The 18,279-nt window shown below is 61.7% G+C and carries 15 protein-coding genes; 10 read left to right on the forward strand and 5 right to left on the reverse strand.

Annotated elements, in window-relative coordinates; translation table 11 throughout:
* The first annotated feature begins 117 nt into the window (after positions 1–117).
* From APH27_RS17500 to APH27_RS17510, 3 genes are all read left to right on the forward strand, one after another.
* A complete protein-coding gene (locus APH27_RS17500; RefSeq protein ID WP_156335894.1) occupies positions 118–2,103 on the forward strand; it encodes a hypothetical protein in 1,986 nt (661 codons plus the stop codon).
* Between the two features lie 114 nt (positions 2,104–2,217).
* On the forward strand, positions 2,218–4,398 hold the full coding sequence (locus tag APH27_RS17505; protein WP_060485496.1) for an autotransporter outer membrane beta-barrel domain-containing protein: 2,181 nt from the start codon (positions 2,218–2,220) through the stop codon (positions 4,396–4,398).
* Between the two features lie 60 nt (positions 4,399–4,458).
* A complete protein-coding gene (locus APH27_RS17510) occupies positions 4,459–5,910 on the forward strand; it encodes a hypothetical protein (protein ID WP_156335895.1) in 1,452 nt (483 codons plus the stop codon).
* On the opposite strand, the gene APH27_RS17515 is transcribed toward APH27_RS17510, so the two are convergent.
* From APH27_RS17515 to APH27_RS17530, 4 genes are all read right to left on the reverse strand, one after another.
* Positions 5,894–6,679: a molecular chaperone gene (locus APH27_RS17515; protein ID WP_256250614.1), complete on the reverse strand. Its 786-nt coding sequence runs from the start codon at positions 6,677–6,679 to the stop codon at positions 5,894–5,896. The genes APH27_RS17510 and APH27_RS17515 overlap by 17 nt on opposite strands.
* A gap of 16 nt (positions 6,680–6,695) precedes the next feature.
* Positions 6,696–7,241, reverse strand: coding sequence for a fimbrial protein (locus APH27_RS17520; protein ID WP_060485497.1), 546 nt, complete (start codon positions 7,239–7,241; stop codon positions 6,696–6,698).
* A 218-nt stretch (positions 7,242–7,459) separates the two neighbouring features.
* Positions 7,460–7,870 carry a PA2817 family protein gene (locus APH27_RS17525; protein ID WP_060485498.1) on the reverse strand — a complete coding sequence of 137 codons (411 nt, stop codon included), beginning with the start codon at positions 7,868–7,870 and terminating at the stop codon, positions 7,460–7,462.
* A gap of 78 nt (positions 7,871–7,948) precedes the next feature.
* Positions 7,949–10,396: an acyl-CoA dehydrogenase gene (locus tag APH27_RS17530; RefSeq protein WP_060485499.1), complete on the reverse strand. Its 2,448-nt coding sequence runs from the start codon at positions 10,394–10,396 to the stop codon at positions 7,949–7,951.
* Between the two features lie 283 nt (positions 10,397–10,679).
* Between APH27_RS17530 and APH27_RS17535 the strand changes: the two genes are divergently transcribed.
* From APH27_RS17535 to APH27_RS17545, 3 genes are all read left to right on the forward strand, one after another.
* Positions 10,680–11,303, forward strand: a complete 624-nt coding sequence (locus APH27_RS17535; protein WP_060485500.1) for a glutathione S-transferase — start codon at positions 10,680–10,682, stop codon at positions 11,301–11,303.
* 133 nt (positions 11,304–11,436) lie between these two features.
* Positions 11,437–12,369, forward strand: a complete 933-nt coding sequence (locus tag APH27_RS17540) for an ABC transporter ATP-binding protein (RefSeq protein WP_027919461.1) — start codon at positions 11,437–11,439, stop codon at positions 12,367–12,369.
* Positions 12,366–13,145, forward strand: a complete 780-nt coding sequence (locus tag APH27_RS17545) for an ABC transporter permease (protein ID WP_027919460.1) — start codon at positions 12,366–12,368, stop codon at positions 13,143–13,145. Before APH27_RS17540 ends, APH27_RS17545 begins: the two co-directional genes overlap by 4 nt.
* Here the strand turns inward: APH27_RS17545 and APH27_RS17550 are convergent.
* A complete protein-coding gene (locus APH27_RS17550; RefSeq protein WP_027919459.1) occupies positions 13,029–13,655 on the reverse strand; it encodes a DUF2062 domain-containing protein in 627 nt (208 codons plus the stop codon). The genes APH27_RS17545 and APH27_RS17550 overlap by 117 nt on opposite strands.
* A 142-nt stretch (positions 13,656–13,797) precedes the next feature.
* Here APH27_RS17550 and APH27_RS17555 point away from each other — a divergent pair, with 142 nt between their 5' ends.
* From APH27_RS17555 to lpxK, 4 genes are all read left to right on the forward strand, one after another.
* The gene (locus tag APH27_RS17555; protein ID WP_060485501.1) at positions 13,798–16,014 is read left to right on the forward strand and encodes a DNA internalization-related competence protein ComEC/Rec2; all 2,217 of its coding nucleotides are present in this window, start codon (positions 13,798–13,800) and stop codon (positions 16,012–16,014) included.
* 165 nt (positions 16,015–16,179) lie between these two features.
* The gene (locus tag APH27_RS17560; RefSeq protein ID WP_027919457.1) at positions 16,180–16,815 is read left to right on the forward strand and encodes a MotA/TolQ/ExbB proton channel family protein; all 636 of its coding nucleotides are present in this window, start codon (positions 16,180–16,182) and stop codon (positions 16,813–16,815) included.
* A complete protein-coding gene (locus APH27_RS17565; RefSeq protein ID WP_027919456.1) occupies positions 16,812–17,246 on the forward strand; it encodes a biopolymer transporter ExbD in 435 nt (144 codons plus the stop codon). The genes APH27_RS17560 and APH27_RS17565 overlap by 4 nt, the downstream gene beginning before the upstream one ends.
* The gene (gene lpxK / locus APH27_RS17570; RefSeq protein WP_027919455.1) at positions 17,246–18,247 is read left to right on the forward strand and encodes a tetraacyldisaccharide 4'-kinase; all 1,002 of its coding nucleotides are present in this window, start codon (positions 17,246–17,248) and stop codon (positions 18,245–18,247) included. Before APH27_RS17565 ends, lpxK begins: the two co-directional genes overlap by 1 nt.
* Positions 18,248–18,279: the final 32 nt, after the last annotated feature.

Here is an 18,279-nt window from a genome sequence, read left to right on the forward strand (position 1 = left end):
TGATGCGCGGCGATTGAGTACAGGCTTCAGTCAGGACCGAGGCATCCGGGATGCTGCTGCCGATCAGGTACCTCAGTCACTGAACTAAGCCTGCGCCGATCAACGGGAGATCTTGCAATGAGTGATTCAGCTGGTAAGCGACCTGCGGTGAACAAGGGTCAGCCGAAACTTCGCCCGATTCGTATTCATCATGCTCAGCCACTCGCGTTGTCCGCCCCGGGCGTTGACACAGTCATGATTGCAGACCCTGCCGATAATACGGTCAAGGTCGAATACCTGGAAGATGATAGCAAGGTATTTAGAATTACCATTCCTACCTGGGTCCTGGCGCCCCCCGGGCGGTACGACACATTGGTTGTTCGGCATGTGCAAAGCGGTACGCCGGTCTTGGAGAATGAATTTAATCGCGACGATGCCGATAAATTTCCACTCGCAATCGAATTTAACCGTGCGCAGTTGGACGCGTGGTCGGATGGTGTAAATAGTTTTGACTACCAGGTGATGTACTACAACGGTATGGAGGACGCATCGGGCCCCCTTGACGTCAGGTTTGACCGCAAACCACCCTACGATAAAGCGTACCCTGCTGCGTTCCCGGTAATCGCCAATATTACTGACGCTAACATGGCTACCGTAAAACTTTCATTGCCCGATTATCCAGACCGGGCCGACGGCGACAAGGTGTTCTGGTTCTGGCTCAACGAAGTACCGGCTGAAGGTGAAGACGTCGACCCTGATGGCTTTGCCGACGTGGGTAAGTTGCCGCAGGATATCCCCGTGCCTGCCGACGTCATCAGAGCGAGGGGGGACGGCGGTATATATGCGCTCTACGTGTTGATGGACAAGGCGGGTAATGTCAGCCGGATTTCGGCCGCACGGGAGGTGGGGGTGGCCGTAGGCCCACTGCCTGGCAACCTGAAAGACCCTGTAGTGAATGCTGCTGCTGATGGCGTGATCGACCAGCAGGATGTATTCGACGGTATCGTCGTGCAAGTGCTGGCGTTCGATAACGCCAAGCCTACCGACCAGGTGCGGGTGATTTGGGGTAGCGATGAGTCCGAGTGGCGTGAGGTGGGCAGCCTCAACGCATTTCCGATGGACTTTCGGATGACACCGAAGGTTGTTTGGGACAGCTACGGTGGCAGCAGCAAGGGTGAGGTTGCCGTGACGGTGGCATACGAAGTGCGCAGGGGCACCGTGCCGCAAGGGGGGCGGGGCATCGAGGTCATGGTCAATCTCGAGCGCATTGGCCCAGTCGGCCCGGGTCCCGATCCTGATCCGGAATGGCCAGACCCGGTAAACCCGCGGCTGCCACTTCCTGCTGTTTACGGCAAAGTGTCCGACACCGAGAACGAATTGCTTCCTGTTGATGAGTTTGAAAATGCGCGCTTGATGCTGGTTATTGATAAAACGTTGCAGGAGAAAGACGAACTCACGTTCTACTGGGACGACGCCCATCTCGACAGTTTGGACTATCCATTGGCAAGCGATGATATCGGTGAAGAGGTGGAGTTCGAGGTGCCATGGGCGGCCATCGCAGCGAGGGGCAACGATATCGTTCCGGTCCACTACAAGGTCAGGCGACCCGGCAACCCGAACGTTGTAGGGTCCGATACCGTCGATGTGGACGTGACTGCCATCGACATCCATCCGGAGAAACCAGAGTTCCTGGGCGGCAATACCGGTGCCCCTGTCGGCTGGCTAACCTGCGGTGCGCTGTACGATGAGGATAATCCTGACCCGCTTGACCCTGCAATCCGTGTTCGGGTGCCGGACCTGGCACAGTACGGGCTCAAGGCAGGTGACACGGTGACCTTGAAATGGACAGCTGTTCAAGGGTTTGTTGGTGAGACAGTGATACCGGGTGTGGCCCTGGAAGAAGCTATCGAACTCACAGCGACCAACATCAATGGTTTCGTTTGGCGTGTCCAGCCTTATGAAGACCATATTCTCCCCATTTATGACTTTGCGCCTCCTGATCACGATGGGCGAGGGAGGGTGCACTATGAATTTAAGTTGGCTGGGCGCTCTTATGTATCGGACATCGAGGAACAGGTGGTTTCCATGCATGGACCTTCAGGCTCCTGCCCTTTGAAACCCTGAGCCTGTGAGGAAGGGCCGTCCACTTGCGTTTGACGGCTTTTCCTACAGATTTTGGCGTAATTTCTTCGTAGCTTTGTAAGTCTTCGACGCATTTCTTACAGGCGAGCCTTTCTTATGAAGTCTATTCACTGTTTCGGTCTGAATGGGTTAACCCGAAGCCTAAGAGCCTCCTTGCTGCTGCTCTGGACCGCTCCGGTTTGGGCGCAAACTATTGTCGATGGTGAGTTGAACATTGACGCTTCGACCGCGCTTGACAGTTATCAGGTCAATGCGGGTGGGCAACTCAATGCCACTGGCGCCACCACCCAGCGCATCAGGGCAAACGCAGGCAGTGGGTTGAACCTGCAGAGCACCAAGGTTGATGGGGGAGCATCGGAGGGCGTGACACTCGTTTCAGCGAACGGGACTATCAGCGGCAACAGTTCCATAAGCGCCGAGCTGTTCGGTTTGCGCCTTGGTCGCCAAGGCAGTGTGGGCTCGACGGTGACGGTCAGTGACAGCCATATCGAAGGGGGGCGTGGGGGCGCGTCGCTGAGTGCTGGCTCTACACTGGTGCTGGACAACAGCACGCTGGTCAGCAATGGCAACTTAGCAGCGGCGGAACTGTTCGGTGATGCCAGCCTGACTGCCAGGGGCAGCATCATCCGTGGTGCGCGCATCGGCCTGGAGATTCTGGCCGACCCAGATTTTGCCGATGCGGCCAAGGTGAACCTGGTCGGGACGCATGTCGAAGGTCTGGACGGTTCGGCAATCGTCGTGGGCGATGCCTTCCTGGGGCCAGCGAGCGCCAATATCCTGATTGGGGCAGGGTCGACCCTCAAGGGCAGCAACGGCACGCTGCTGGAGGTGTTGGGCGACTCCACGGCAAACCTGAGTGTCGACAACGCCCAATTGGTCGGAGACATTCGTGCCGAAGCAGGTTCGACCGCGAATGTGAGCCTGGATAACCATGCCAGCCTTACCGGCCGCCTGGAAAATGTGGCAAGCCTGACGCTGGCCAATCAGGGCCGCTGGACTATGGTCGAGGACAGCCAGGTCGGCAAGCTGCAGATGAACGGCGGTGAGGTGCGCTTCGGTGAAGCCAACCAGTACCAGCGTTTGACCCTGGGTGAGTTGTCGGGGAGCGGTACGTTCATCATGGACGCCGATTTCGCCACCGGGCAGACCGACTTCCTTGAAGTGACCGGGAATGCCAGCGGCAACCACAGCTTGCTGGTCGGTAGCAGCGGTGCAGAGCCGGCCGGACCGAATTCGTTGCACCTGGTTCACGTCGATAGTGGCGATGCTTCGTTTTCGTTGCTCAACGGGCCGGTCGACCTGGGGGCGTTTTCCTATGGCTTGGCGCAGCGCGGTAACGATTGGTACCTTGACGGCTCGAGCAAGGTCATCAGCCCTGGCACTGCATCGGTGCTGGCGCTGTTCAATACGGCGCCAACGGTCTGGTACGGTGAGTTGACCACCTTGCGTGGACGCATGGGCGAATTGCGCCTGGACGAGCGCAAGGCCGGGGCTTGGGCCAGAGCCTACGGCAACCAGTACAACGTCAGCGACCAAGCAGGTTACAAGCAAACCCAACAAGGATTTTCCCTGGGGGCTGACACACCGTTGCCTTGGGGCGATGGGCAGTGGCTGGCCGGGGTCATGGCCGGCCACAGTTCGTCCGACCTCAACCTGACCCGCGGCGGTTCTGCCGAAGTCAAAAGTTACTACCTCGGCTTGTATGCCACCTGGCTCGATGCAAGCAGCGGCTACTACTTGGATAGCGTGGTCAAACTCAACCGCTTCGACAACGATTCGAAAGTAACGCTGAGCGATGGCGGGCGTGCCAAGGGCAGCTATGACAACCTGGGCGTCGGTGGGTCTGTAGAGTTTGGCCGCCATATCGCCTTGGGTGAGGGTTACTTCGTCGAGCCCTATACCCAGTGGTCGGCCGTGAACATTGCGGGCAAGGATTACCACCTGGACAACGGTCTCCAGGCAAAGGGTGACGACACCCGGTCGCTGCTGGGCAAGGCTGGTGCCACGCTGGGGCGTACCTTTGACCTGGGTGAGGGGCGTTTCGCCCAGCCCTATGTGCGCGCCGCGTATGCACATGAGTTCGTGAGCAATAACCAGGTGAAAGTCAATGACCACCGTTTCGACAATGACCTGGCCGGTTCGCGTGGTGAACTGGGGGTCGGGGTCGCGGTGGCGATGGACGAGCGCCTTCAACTGCATGCCGATTTCGATTACAGCAACGGTGAACGGATCGAGCAGCCTTGGGGCGCCAATGTTGGCGTGAGCTACCGCTGGTAATGTTGGCCAAGGGCGAGCGCAAGCTCGCCCTTGGCGTTTCCAGTCCTGGAGGAAGGCATCATGCCAATGGATTTAACACACAATGACGGTGTTCTGGAGCCTCCGTTTGCACCGGCGATGCTGGACGACATCACAGATGGCGCACCAGGTTTGTTGCCAGTTGCAGCCCTCAGCCAGCCCTTGCGCATCGAGGTACCGCAGTGGCCGATTTCCAGCCCTGGGCCGGATATGCCGGAAACACTCTCTTTGTACTGGGGGGGCGAGTTGGTTGATGCAAAGACCTGGTATGCGGCCATCAACCCCGATGAGCTGTTTATCGATGTGCCGACCGACTCATTGCTCAAAGAGGGTGAGTTTCAGGTTACCTACCGTGTTCTGGGCTATAACGGTGTCGAAATCGGTTCCAAGCCCTTGACCTTGACCATTGATCGCACCGCTCCGGTTTTGGGGGGTGACAGAGGGCGCCTGGAATTTCCCGACCTGGGCTCGCAACCGGTGACGGACAAGTTTCTCAAGGACAATGGCGAAGTGTTGCGCGGGCAGGTGCCGGTCTACCAGACATTCATGCCGGGCGACACGATCGTGTACTACTGGGATGATGAGCCGCTGGACAATACCCAGGTAGGCGAAGTCACGTTGACCAGTCAGGATGCCGGCAATCCCGTGATCATCGAATATGACGGCAAGATGATCCGGGAACGCGGTGATGGTGGCCGCTATGCCCAGTATCTGGTGCGCGATCGCGCAGGAAACAGTAGCCCGGTCTCTGTGCCCAAGGCCGTTACCGTCGATGCCAAACCGATTCCGCGGGTACTTCCCAGGCCAGAGGTGCCGCTGGCGACTGGCAGCCAGGAGCAGGTGACCCTGAAACTGGTCGACGTTGATGAGCCTGTGGAAATAAGAATCCCTGGAACGGCGGTCATTCATCCGGGCGAGCCGTTCACGGTGGAATGGGCACCTGGGCTGTTCGGTGAGCAGTTGTTGCAGGGTGTGGAGGGTGTGAGCAGCTATCGTGTTGCCGAGCGTCATGTGGTTGCCCTGAGCGGCAAGACAGTGCCGCTGCGTTACACGGTAGACGGGAGCGACGGCCCATGGTGGTCTGATGTCAGGCGGGTGGTGATAGAGCCGCTTCCACGCTCCAGCATGCCAATTCCACAGCTATCAGGTACGACAGGTACGACGTTCAGTTTGAAGCAGCAGACGCGGGACCCGGCCATCACTCTGGCGCCCTGGAAGTTGATAAGCCAGGACCAATGGGTTCGTATCGAAATTCGCGGTGTGTCCGCTGAAGGCGCCAGTGATCTGCAGGTCATGCGCAATCATGCCGTCACAGAGGGTGAGTTGACGTCAGGAATCGGTGCAACAGGTGACGCGACGGTGCCGCTTGCGTTCTTGAGCAGTTTGCTGCTGGGGCAGAACTTCACGATCGAAGTGATGGTCAGTTTCGACGCCGGCCGTACCTGGCCGGCGCTGCCGAATTTCGAGCCGCTGGAGATCACCTTGCTGGCCTGAGTGACAGAGGCTGCTGCATGACGGCGGTAGAGGCGCCATAGTCGTTAAGGGTATTGAAGGTCACCTGCAGCCCCTGCAGCTTGCGGACCTGCGTCAGGCGGTAGGACTGTTGGGCGAACGGAAGTGCCATGGCCATGGTGCTGGGTTTTTCCGACTGCCCGGCGCCATTGACTTCCAGTTGGTCGAAAGTGAAGTGAAAAGGCGTCGGGTTGTCGACTACCAGATGCAAGCCGTCATCGCGTTGCTGCAGGAACCAGTTCAGATTCTTGACGTTATCTTGCGGCAAGCCCTTGAGTTGGCTGGGCCGATAGAACAGCTTGATGCGTGTGCGCATGGCGATGTTCAGTTGATTTTGGCCAGACGCTTCCTGCTGCGGGATTTCCTGGACATTGAAGAAAAACAGCGACTCACGGTCTTGCGGCAGGTCGTTAGGCAGGCGGTTGATCTGCACAAGCTGGTCTTTGCCAGGGGCCAGGCGGAAAAGCACGGGGGTCGGGACCAAAGGTACGGCCGTGAGGGTATCGTCTGTCTGGGTATTGACCCACGTCTGCACGGCGAAAGGCCTGTTGGTCGGGTTGGCGATCACAACCGATGAGCTGCGAGCGTCGCTGGTGTGAATCACCCGTGTGGCGTTGATGGTCAGCGCGGCTTCGGCGGCTGGTAATGAAAGGGCCAGGCACAGAGGAAGCAGGGCGCGTCGAAGGCGTTGGTATCCGGTGTTAGACATGATCTGCACAGAGTATTGTGAAGGAAGGGCCGCGCCGCGCATGGTGCGGCCTTTGGGGCTATTTCAGGTTGAACACGAAAGGAATCGTGGCGTTGACTGGCCCGGCGCTGACGGTTGCTGCGGTCGAGCGCAGGTTGGCGTAGAACAGCATCATGCTCTGGCCAGTGGCGTTCAGGTCATATTCCTTGGATTCGGCTCCCCAAGGGATGACGGTGCCGGTGTTGTCCTTGATTGCCAGCGCTACGCCAGCGGCGCTGCCAGGGTGAAGTGCATGCAGAGTGTCGCCCGCCCCTGCTGGGCCGTCTTTGCCAGAGAAGGAGACGACGCCTTTCTTGCCTGTCGGGTCGCAATTGGTTCCGGCAGTGATGCTAAGGCCAAAGCCCAGAGGGGATGATTCTTTGTCAACGCCACCCGTGAGCTGTGAGGCTTCAGCCTCAGGCAGCACGATCGGGTTCAGTACCGCACCGTTGTATGGGTCGACAATCTCGATGGAGCAGGTGTTGCCGTTGACTTTGCCGGTGAAGAGGATGGTGCCGGTGTCCGGTACGGCATGGGCAGTACTGGCGCCCACGGCCAAGCCGAGGGCGATCAAGGTTTTTTTCATTGGAAATACCCGTTGGTCAGTTGATGGCCGCGATCATCGTTACGGATGATGGGCGCATTTGGAGTCCTGGACAGCGTTGCTCAGCTGTAGCAGGGACGCGTGCAGGTTAAGCAGCACGGCACTGAGCGTCTGTAAGGCGAATCAACTTGAATGCGGGGCATTGGCGGTTGGCTACAGCGTCAGGTCGCGCCTGGGTGCAGGCGCGACCGTCGAGGTGGTCAATGATTGGCAGAGCCGCTTGGCATCGAGAGCAGTTGCTTTTCCTGGTGCCAGTCGAAAGGTTCGTCGTTTTGCTCCGCCTCGTAGCGGCGGTCTTCGAGGCGCTGGTACAGGTCCAGTTCCTCGTCAGGCATGTAGTGCAGGCAATCACCGCCAAAGAACCACAGCAGGTCGCGCGGCACCAGGTGGGCGATTTGCGGGTAGCGCTGAATCACCTGGCAAATCAGGTCCTGGCCCAGATATTGGCTTTCCAGCGGATTCTGCGGCAACAGGGCCAGCAGCTCGTCAAAGCGTTCGAGGAACAGGGCGTGGCTTTCCTCTGGCACCTGCTCGGCGTCCCCCAGTGCCACCAGGATGGTGCGCAGGTGGTTGAGCAGTTGCAGGTGATATTCCAGGTGGGGGTTGGCCATGGGGGAGGTCCTCGGGGTAGTCGAAACGGTGGCGGAGTATACGCGGGTTGCGGAAGGGGCCGCAAAACGGCCCCTTGCTCAGCGCACCTTGCCTGGCTCGGGCAGCAACTGTGCCTTGTCGAAGGCATCCACATCGATCACCGCCCGGCGGGCGTGCTCTGCCTCGTGCAACCGTTGCCCCTCACCTGGCTGCAGCGCACCGCTTTGCACTGCCGCATCGATCATCGACTGCCCTGGTGCAGGCTGAACCCTGCCTTCCTTGATCGCCTGGTGCAGCGCCTTGTGCAGCGGGGTTGCCTCATCCAACAAGTCGCAGGCCCGTTGCAGTGCCGCCACTGGGTCGCCATTGGCCTGCGGGCGGAAGCATCCTGCAAGCAACTCCTCCAGGGCCGGGTCGCCCTTGCTGCGGCCGATCAGCGCCGCCACTTCGGCATCCAGTTCATCGCATGGCCCGGTATGACGGCGGCCGAACGGAAACACCAGCACGCGTAACGCACAGCCGACAAAGCGGTTGGGGAAGTTGTCGAGCAGCCGGTCCAAGGCCTTTTCAGCCTGGCCGAGGCTTTCTTCCATGGCCCAGCGCAGCAGTGGCTGCATGTGCTCCGGAGAACCCAGGTCGTGATAACGCTTGAGTGCGGCGCTGGACAGGTACAGATAGCTCAGCACATCGCCCAGGCGCGCACTCAGGCGTTCGCGGCGCTTGAGCGCGCCGCCCAGCAGCATCATCGACAGATCCGCGAGCAGGGCGAATGCGGCGGCCTGGCGATTGAGAGCACGGAAGTAGCCCTGGCTCAGGGCATCACCCGGCACCTTTTCCAGGCGGCCCAGCCCCAGATTGAACACCAGCGTGCTGGCCGCGTTGCCAGCGGCGAACATGATGTGTTTCATCAGCAGGTCGTCGAATTCCTTCAGTGCCTGATCACGGTCTTCTCGACCGGCCAGGGCCATCTCCTTGAGCACGAACGGGTGGCAGCGGATAGCACCCTGGCCGAAGATCATCAGGTTGCGCGAAAGAATGTTCGCCCCCTCGACAGTGATGAAAATCGGTGCTCCTTGCCAGTTGCGGCCCAGGTAATTGTTCGGGCCCATGATGATGCCCTTGCCCCCGTGCACGTCCATGGCGTGCTGGATGCATTCGCGGCCACGCTCCGTCAGGTGGTACTTGAGAATCGCCGACAACACCGAAGGTTTCTCACCGAGGTCCACGGCTTTGGCGGTCAGCAGGCGGGCGCTGTCCATCAGCCAGGCATTGCCGCCGATGCGCGCCAGTGATTCCTGAATACCCTCGAAGGCCGCCAATGGCACATTGAATTGCTCGCGAATGTTCGCGTACTGGCCGGTGACCAGGCTGGTGTACTTGGCGGCACCGGTGCCAACGGCAGGCAGGGAGATGGATCTGCCTACCGAGAGGCAGTTCATCAGCATCATCCAGCCCTTGCCGAGCATGGCCTGGCCGCCAATCAGGAAGTCCAGCGGCACGAACACGTCCTTGCCGCTATTAGGGCCATTCATGAAGGCTGCGCCCAGCGGCAAGTGGCGTTTGCCGATATCCACGCCGGGGGTATTGGTGGGGATCAGTGCAAGGCTGATGCCCAGTTCTTCTTCTTCGCCCAGCAGGTGATCCGGGTCGTAGGCCTTGAACGCCAGGCCCAGCAGGGTAGCGACCGGGCCGAGGGTGATGTAGCGTTTTTCCCAGTTCAGGCGCAGGCCGATGACCTCTTCACCGTTCCACTGGCCTTTGCAGATGACCCCGGTGTCGGGCATTGCGCCGGCGTCGGAGCCTGCCAGCGGGCCGGTGAGGGCGAAGCAGGGGATGTCATCGCCACGAGCCAGGCGCGGCAGGTAGTGGTTGCGTTGTTCGTCGGTACCGTAGTGCAACAGCAGTTCTGCCGGGCCGAGTGAGTTGGGCACCATTACCGTGGACGCCAGGTCGCCGCTGCGCGTGGCCAGTTTCATCGCCACCTGGGAGTGGGCATGGGCAGAGAAGCCTTTTCCGCCGTATTCCTTGGGAATGATCAGGGCGAAGAAGCCGTGGGACTTGATGTGCTGCCAGGCTTCGGGTGGCAGGTCCATGTCCTGGCCGATCTGCCAGTCGCTGACCATTGCGCACAGCTCTTCAGTTGGCCCGTCGATGAAGGCCTGTTCTTCCTCGGTGAGCTTGGGTGCCGGGTAATCGAGCAGGGTGCGCCAGTCGGGGCGGCCGCTGAACAGCTCACCGTCCCACCACACGGTACCGGCGTCGATGGCTTCGCGCTCGGTCTGCGACATGGGAGGCAGGGTACGCTGGAACCACTTGAACACCGGGCCGGTGAACACCTTGCGGCGCCAGTCCGGCAGTGCCACCAGGGCGATTTTCAGGGCCAGTACAATCCACAGCAGCGTCAGCAGCCAGCCAGGGGCGCTGCTGAAAATGCCCATCAACAGCACATAGGCCGCCATGATGCCCAGTATCTGCAAGGGCGCCAGGCGCCGGTGCGTGAGATATGCCGCGCCGATCACCAGCACCACCAACCACAACAGCAACATAATCGGTCCTCCTTGGAACCAAGGGCTTGAGCCGTCCCACACAGCGTAGACGCAACACTGTGAACAGCCTGTTCAGAACAGTGACAGGGTGTGGCGGTGGGAGTTTCAGATCATTGTTCGCCTGTGCCGGCCTCATCGCCGGTAAACCCGCTCCCACAGGAATATCGCCGGCTTGAAGGTTGTGATGATCCTGTGGGAGCGGGCTTGCCCGCGAAGAGGCCAGTACAGGCAATAAAACTCTGGAGTAGACTGTTCACCCACTGCATTCCATAAGGACATTGCCATGCTGAAGATCTGGGGCCGCAAGAATTCGAGCAATGTGCGCAAGGCGCTGTGGGTCGCCCATGAGCTGGGTCTTGATTTCGAATCCATTGACGCCGGTGGCGCCTTTGGCGTGGTCAACGAGCCGCACTACCGTGCACGTAACCCCAACGGCCTGGTGCCGATGCTTGAAGATGGCGACCTGACCCTGTGGGAATCCAACACCATCGTCCGCTACCTGTGCGCCGAATACGGTGCAGAGCAGGGCTGGTACCTGGAAGACCCCCGCCAGCGTGCCCTGGCCGACAAGTGGATGGACTGGACCACCTCATCGTTTGCCACCCCGTTCCGCCCGCTGTTCTGGGGCCTGCTGCGCACCCCTGAAGAACAGCGCGACTGGGTGGCAATCAACGCCGCGCACAAGCAGTGCGCACAGTTGCTGGCAATTGCCGACGAAACCCTGGCGCACCAACCGTACCTTTCCGGTGACCAGATCGGCATGGGCGACATCCCACTGGGTAGCTTCGTCTACGCCTGGTTCGAAATGCCCATCGAACGCCCGGCCATGCGTCATCTGGAAGCCTGGTACGAGCGCCTCAAGGCCCGCCCGGCCTACCAGGCCGCCGTAATGACCGCGCTGACCTGAGCTTGCTTCGATAGTCATTATCAATAGATGTGACTGTACTTGTGCGGCCGGGCCTTGCACCATGGCCGCACTCACTGCGCCAGTGATCTGCCCTGGCGTGTCCTGCACCTTTTTCTTCGGTAAGTGACCCGCTATGAGTTCCGCCCTGTCCATCCGACAGCTGACCAAGACCTACGGCAACGGCTTCCAGGCCCTCAAAGGCATCGACCTCGATGTTGCCGAAGGCGACTTCTTCGCCTTGCTCGGCCCCAACGGCGCCGGCAAGTCCACGACCATCGGCATCCTCTCGACGTTGGTCAACAAGACCAGTGGCACAGTCAACGTGTTTGGCCACGACCTTGACCGCGAGCCCTCGGCGCTCAAGCGCTGCCTGGGCGTGGTGCCGCAGGAATTCAACTTCAACCAGTTCGAGAAGACCTTCGACATCGTAGTCACCCAGGCCGGTTACTACGGCATCCCGCCCAAGCTGGCCAAGGAGCGCGCCGAGCAGTACCTCACCCAGCTGGGCCTGTGGGACAAGCGCGATGTGCAGTCGCGTTCGCTGTCCGGTGGCATGAAGCGCCGTTTGATGATCGCCCGCGCACTGATCCACGAGCCGCGGCTGTTGATCCTCGACGAGCCGACTGCCGGCGTGGACATCGAGCTGCGTCGCTCGATGTGGAGCTTCCTCACCGAGCTCAACCAGAAGGGCATCACGATCATCCTCACCACGCACTACCTGGAAGAGGCCGAGCAACTGTGCCGTAACATCGGCATCATCGACCACGGCACCATCGTCGAGAACACCAGCATGCGCCAGTTGCTGGGCAAGCTGCATGTCGAGACCTTCGTCCTCGACCTCAAGCAGGACCTGGCCTCGGCGCCTGTGCTGCAAGGCTACCCCTGCCGGCTGCTGACCCCGCACACCCTGGAAGTGCAGGTGGAGAAGGACATCGGCATTACCGCACTGTTCGGCCAGCTGGCGTTGCAGAACATCGAGGTACAGAGCCTGCGCAACAAGACCAACCGACTCGAGGAGCTGTTTGTGTCCCTGGTGGAAAAAAACCTGTCGAAGGTGGCCGTATGAGTGTGGAACTGCGCACCAACTGGGTCGCCCTGAACACCATCGTCTACCGCGAAGTGCGGCGCTTCCTGCGTATCTGGCCGCAGACCCTGCTGCCGCCAGCGATCACCATGGTTCTGTACTTCGTCATCTTCGGCAACCTGATCGGCCGGCAGATTGGCGACATGGGGGGTTTCACCTACATGCAGTACATCGTGCCGGGGCTGATCATGATGTCGGTGATCACCAACTCCTACGGCAACGTGGTGTCGAGCTTCTTCGGCAGCAAGTTCCAGCGCTCCATCGAGGAGTTGATGGTGTCACCGGTGTCGCCACACACCATTCTCGTGGGGTATGTGCTGGGTGGCGTGCTGCGTGGCTTGGCGGTTGGGGTGATCGTGACCATCCTGTCGATGTTCTTCACCGACCTGCAGGTGCATCACCTGGGTGTGACCGTGGTCGTGGTACTGCTGACCGCGACAATCTTCTCGCTGCTGGGCTTCGTCAACGCGGTGTTTGCGCGCAACTTCGACGATATCTCGATCATTCCAACGTTCGTGCTGACGCCCCTGACCTACCTGGGCGGAGTGTTCTACTCCATTAACCTGCTGCCGCCGTTCTGGCAGACCGTGTCGCTGGCCAACCCGGTGCTGCACATGGTCAACTCGTTCCGCTACGGCATCCTAGGGGTGTCGGATATCAGTATTGGCACGGCGATCACCTTCATGCTGGTGGCCACCGCGGTGCTCTATGTGCTGTGCGTTCGCCTGCTGGTCAGTGGCCGCGGCATGCGTGCCTGACACCCGTTGCTTGCGCCGGCGCCACTGCCGGCCAATCCACCAGCGCCAGTACAGCAGGGTGGTGAAGTAGGCGAAAATGCCCAGCACCACCCCGCACACCACCGAACCCAGCAGGAACGGCTGCCACAGTGTGGCCAGCTGGTCGGTGATCCATTCGAAGGTCAGTTCGTCGGGCAGGCTGCGGGGCGGTATCTGCAGCAGCCAGGCGCCGGTCATGTAGGTGACGAAGAACACCGGCGGCATGGTCAGCGGGTTGGTCAGCCAGACCAGGCTGACGGCGATCGGCAGGTTGCCGCGTACCGGGATCGCCAGTGCTGCAGCCAGCAGCATCTGCATGGGGATGGGGATCAACGCCGCGAACAGGCCCACGCCCATGGCCCGCGCCACCGAGTGGCGGTTGAGGTGCCAGAGGTTAGGGTCGTGCAGCAACTTGCCGAAAAAGCGTAAGGACTTGTGTTCCCGAATGCTGGTCGGGTCCGGCATGTAGCGTTTGAAAAGGCGGCGCGGCATGTGGGCTCCCGGAGCATTGATCGGGGAAGTATGCCTTGATTCCATCTCAGCCTTGTTCAGAGTTTGTGACAATTGTTGAGCAGGCACGGGCGGCTTTTCGGCTATGCCTCAGTAGGCGATTCCGCTTCTGGAGCTCTACCTCATGCGCACAGGGATGTTTGCGCTCGCGCTCGGGCTATTGAGCCTGGGCTTTCTCCCCTTTTTGCCGTCGGTCGGGTGGCTGCTACTGCTTGTGCTGGGGGGTGGTGTCTGCGCGTGCACCCGGCTGTGGCCGCTGGGCTGTTTTGTGCTGGGGCTGTGTTGGGCCTGCTGGTCGGCCCAGCAGGCGCTGGATGAGCGCCTGGCTGCGGGGCTCGATGGCCGCACGCTTTGGCTGGAGGGCCGGGTCGCAGGCTTGCCGACGCGGACTGCGCAGGGCGTGCGCTTTGAGCTGGAGCAGCCACGTTCGCGTCGCGCCGAGTTGCCCCGGCGGTTGCAATTGAGCTGGTTCAACGGCCCGGCCATTCGCGCTGGCGAGCACTGGCGGCTGGCGGTCACCCTGCAGCGCCCGGCGGGGTTGCTCAACCCTCATGGCCCGGACCGTGAGGCTCAACTGCTGGCGCGCCGAATCGGCGCCACTGGCACCGTGAAAGCGGGCCAGGTGTTGCACGCGGCGCCACCGGGGTGGCGAGATGCGTTGCGCGAGCGGCTGTTGAATGTCGATGCCCTTGGTCAGGAAGCTGCTTTGGTGGCGTTGGTACTGGGGGATGGCGCGGGGTTGGCCCGCGACCAGTGGCAGGTACTGCAGGCTACCGGCACGGTGCACTTGATGGTGATTTCCGGCCAGCACATCGGCCTGGTTGCAGGGCTACTGTATGCCTTGATAGCGGGGCTGGCGCGCTGGGGGCTGTGGCCGCGTGACTGGCCATGGTTGCCCTGGGCATGCGGCCTGGCGCTGACGGCGGCGCTGGCTTATGGCTGGCTGGCAGGCGGCGGCGTGCCGGTGCAGCGCGCTTGCCTGATGCTGACGGTGGTGCTGTTGTGGCGCCTGCGCTTTCGTCAGCTAGGTGCGATGTTCCCGCTGCTGCTGGCGCTGAACCTGGTGCTGCTGGCAGAGCCGCTGGCGGTGTTGCTACCCGGGTTCTGGTTGTCGTTTGCGGCAGTGGCGATCCTGATCTGCAGCTTTGCCGCGCGCCTTGGCGGCTGGCGACCTTGGGAGGCGTGGACGCGGGCCCAGTGGGTAATCGCCGTAGGCCTGCTGCCGGTGTTGCTGGCCACGGGCTTGCCGGTGAGCCTGACCGCACCCCTGGCAAACGTGCTGGCAGTGCCCTGGGTCAGCCTGGGCGTGTTGCCGTTGGCGTTGCTCGGCACCCTGTTGCTGCCGCTGGCAGGCATTGGCGAGGGCTTGCTATGGCTGGCGGGAGGCATGCTGGACTTGTTGTTGCGCCTGCTTGCCTTGATAGCAGCGTGGCGCCCGGCATGGACACCGCCAGCTTTGCCGGTGCATGCATGGTTGCTTGTGTGTATTGGAGCGCTGCTGTGGTTGCTGCCACGCGGAGTGCCGGTGCGCGGCCTGGGCGGGGTCCTGCTGCTGGCCTTGTGGGTGCCGAGAGAGCCAGTGCCGCATGGTCAGGTAGAGGTATGGCAGCTAGACGTCGGTCAAGGTCTGGCGGTGCTGTTGCGCACGCGGCATCACGCCCTGCTGTACGACGCAGGGCCGGCCAAGGGCGAAATCGACTTGGGCGAGCGGGTGGTGCTGCCGACCCTGCGCAAGCTTGGGGTGGGCAGCCTGGACCTGATGTTGATCAGCCACGCCCATGCCGACCATGCGGGCGGTGCTGCGGCCATCGAGCGTGGTTTGCCAGTCCGGCAAATGATTGGCGGCGAAGCGCTGGATGATGTGCAGCTGCAACCTTGCATCAGTGGCGAACACTGGACCTGGGATGGCGTACGCTTTTCGTTATGGCGCTGGGCTGACGGGCAAAGCAGCAATGACCGCTCTTGCGTGTTGCTGGTCGAGGCGCAGGGCGAGCGTTTGCTGCTGGCGGGGGATATCGAGGCCGGCGCAGAGCGGGCTTGGCTGGCACAGAACGAAGCGCCCCGTATCGACTGGCTGCAGGCGCCGCACCATGGTAGCCGCACTTCTTCCAGCGAGGCCTTCATCCGCGCTACGGCTGCGCGTGGGGTGCTGATTTCACGGGGGCGCAACAACAGCTTCGGGCACCCGCATGCTCAGGTGGTCGAACGCTATGGTCGGCATGGCGTGGCCATTCACGACACGGCGAAAGAAGGGGGCTTGCGGCTGGTGCTGGGGAGCCATGGCGATGTCGAGGGTGTGCGTCGGCAGCGGCGATTCTGGCGGGAGGCTGGCGGTGGCTGACCGGTCCTCTTCGCGGGCAAGCTCGCCCCACGGGCGATCGCAAGCCTCGTTAGGGGCGGGCTTGCCCGCCAAGAGGCCGGCCCTGCCATTTGCCTGACCTCCGGCAGATGAGCCCTTTGCGCTCCTGTGTTAGAGTGGCGGCCTTTTTCCAGAGGGGCGTTTACTGTGTGGGAATTGGTCAAGTCCGGTGGTTGGATGATGCTGCCGATCATTCTGAGCTCCATCGCCGCCATGGCTATCGTCGTCGAGCGCCTGTGGACCTTGCGCGCCAGCCGCGTTAGCCCGCCGCACCTGCTGGGCCAGGTGTGGATGTGGATCAAGGACAAGCAACTCACCAGTGACAAGCTCAAGGCCCTGCGCGCCGATTCGCCGCTGGGCGAGATTCTCGCTGCTGGCCTGGCCAACTCACGCCATGGCCGCGAAATCATGAAAGAGTGCATCGAGGAGGCCGCCTCGCGCGTCATCCACGAACTCGAGCGCTACATCAGCACCCTCGGCACCATCGCTGCCATGGCGCCGCTGCTCGGCCTGCTGGGCACCGTGCTGGGCATGATCGATATCTTCAGCGCCTTCATGGGCTCGCAGATGACCGCCAACGCCGCTGTGCTGGCCGGCGGTATCTCCAAGGCCCTGGTCACCACTGCGGCCGGCCTGATGGTTGGTATCCCGGCGGTATTCTTCCACCGCTTCCTGCTGCGCCGCATCGATGAGCTGGTGGTGGGCATGGAGCAGGAGGCGATCAAGCTGGTGGAAGTGATCCAGGGCGACCGCGAAGTGGAAGTGGCCGGAGGCAAGGCGTGAAGTTCCGGCGCAATCGCCAGCGGGAGAACGTCGACATCAATCTTGCATCGCTGATCGATGTGGTGTTCGTCCTGCTGCTGTTCTTCGTGGTCACCACCACCTTCACCCGCGAGACCCAGTTGCGTGTCGAGCTGCCCGAAGCGGCCAGCGCCGAGCAGGCACCGGCCGATCAGGGCAAACTGGTGGAAGTGACCATCAGCGCCGATGGTGTGTATTCGGTGAACAACCACCTGCTGCCCAAGAGCGACCTGGCGACCCTGAGCGAGGCCATCGAGCGCGAATCTGGCGGTGACAACAAGTTGCCGCTGGCCATCAGCGCCGACGGCAAGACCCCACACCAGGCCGTGATCACCGCAATGGATGCCGCCGGCAAGCTCGGTTTCAGCCACCTGCGCATGACCACCGTCGAGGCTGCCCAGGGGACACCTTGATGGCGCTCGCCGACCGCTTGCTCGCCGCCTGGTACACCGGGCATCCGGCCCTGGCGCTGCTGCGCCCGCTTGAAGCGTTGTACCGGCGCGTTGTGAGGCGCAAGCGCGCGCGTTTCCTTAGTGGCGAAAGTGCCAGCTATCGGGCGCCGGTGCCGGTCATCGTGGTAGGTAACATCACCGTGGGCGGCACCGGGAAGACGCCGATGATTCTCTGGCTGATCGAGCATTGCCGCCGCCAGGGCCTCAAGGTGGGTGTGGTCAGCCGTGGCTACGGTGCCAAGCCGCCGCACTACCCGTGGCGGGTAGAAGCGAGCCAGCCGGCCGAACAAGCCGGCGACGAACCTTTGCTGATCGTCCAGCGCACTGGCGTGCCGCTGATGATCGACCCTGACCGTTCCGGCGCGGTGCAGGCGCTGCTCGCCAGTGAGCCACTTGACCTGATCCTGTGCGACGATGGCATGCAGCATTACCGCCTGGCCCGTGACCTTGAACTGGTACTGATCGATGCCGCACGTGGTCTGGGCAATGGCTGCTGCCTGCCTGCTGGCCCGCTGCGCGAACCGCGCGAGCGCCTGCAAGAGGTGGACGCCGTGCTGTACAACGGTGCCGATGGCGACCGTGCGGACGGTTTTGGCTTCCGTCTGCAGCCGTCTGCCCTGGTCAACCTGCGCAGCGGCGAACGCCGCGAACTGGGCTTTTTCCCGCCGGGCCAGCGCCTGCATGCGGTGGCCGGTATCGGTAACCCGCAACGTTTCTTCAATACCCTGCTGGAGCTAAACTGGCAGCCGGTGCCGCACCCCTTTGCCGACCATGCACAGTTCAGTGCCGAAAGCCTGGCGTTCAGCCCGGCACTGCCGCTGATCATGACCGAGAAGGATGCGGTGAAATGCCGGGCCTTCGCCGCCGACGACTGGTGGTACCTGGCGGTCGAGGCACAGCCCACGCCTGCCTTCGGCGCCTGGTTCGACAACCAGCTGCAACGGTTGCTGCGCAAGCCCTGAACGCTCATTCAGCTTATTCAATGTTCCGGCCA

Origin of the sequence: Pseudomonas sp. NBRC 111123 (assembly GCF_001320205.1) — a bacterium.
Classification (GTDB): Bacteria; Pseudomonadota; Gammaproteobacteria; order Pseudomonadales; family Pseudomonadaceae; genus Aquipseudomonas; species Aquipseudomonas putida_J.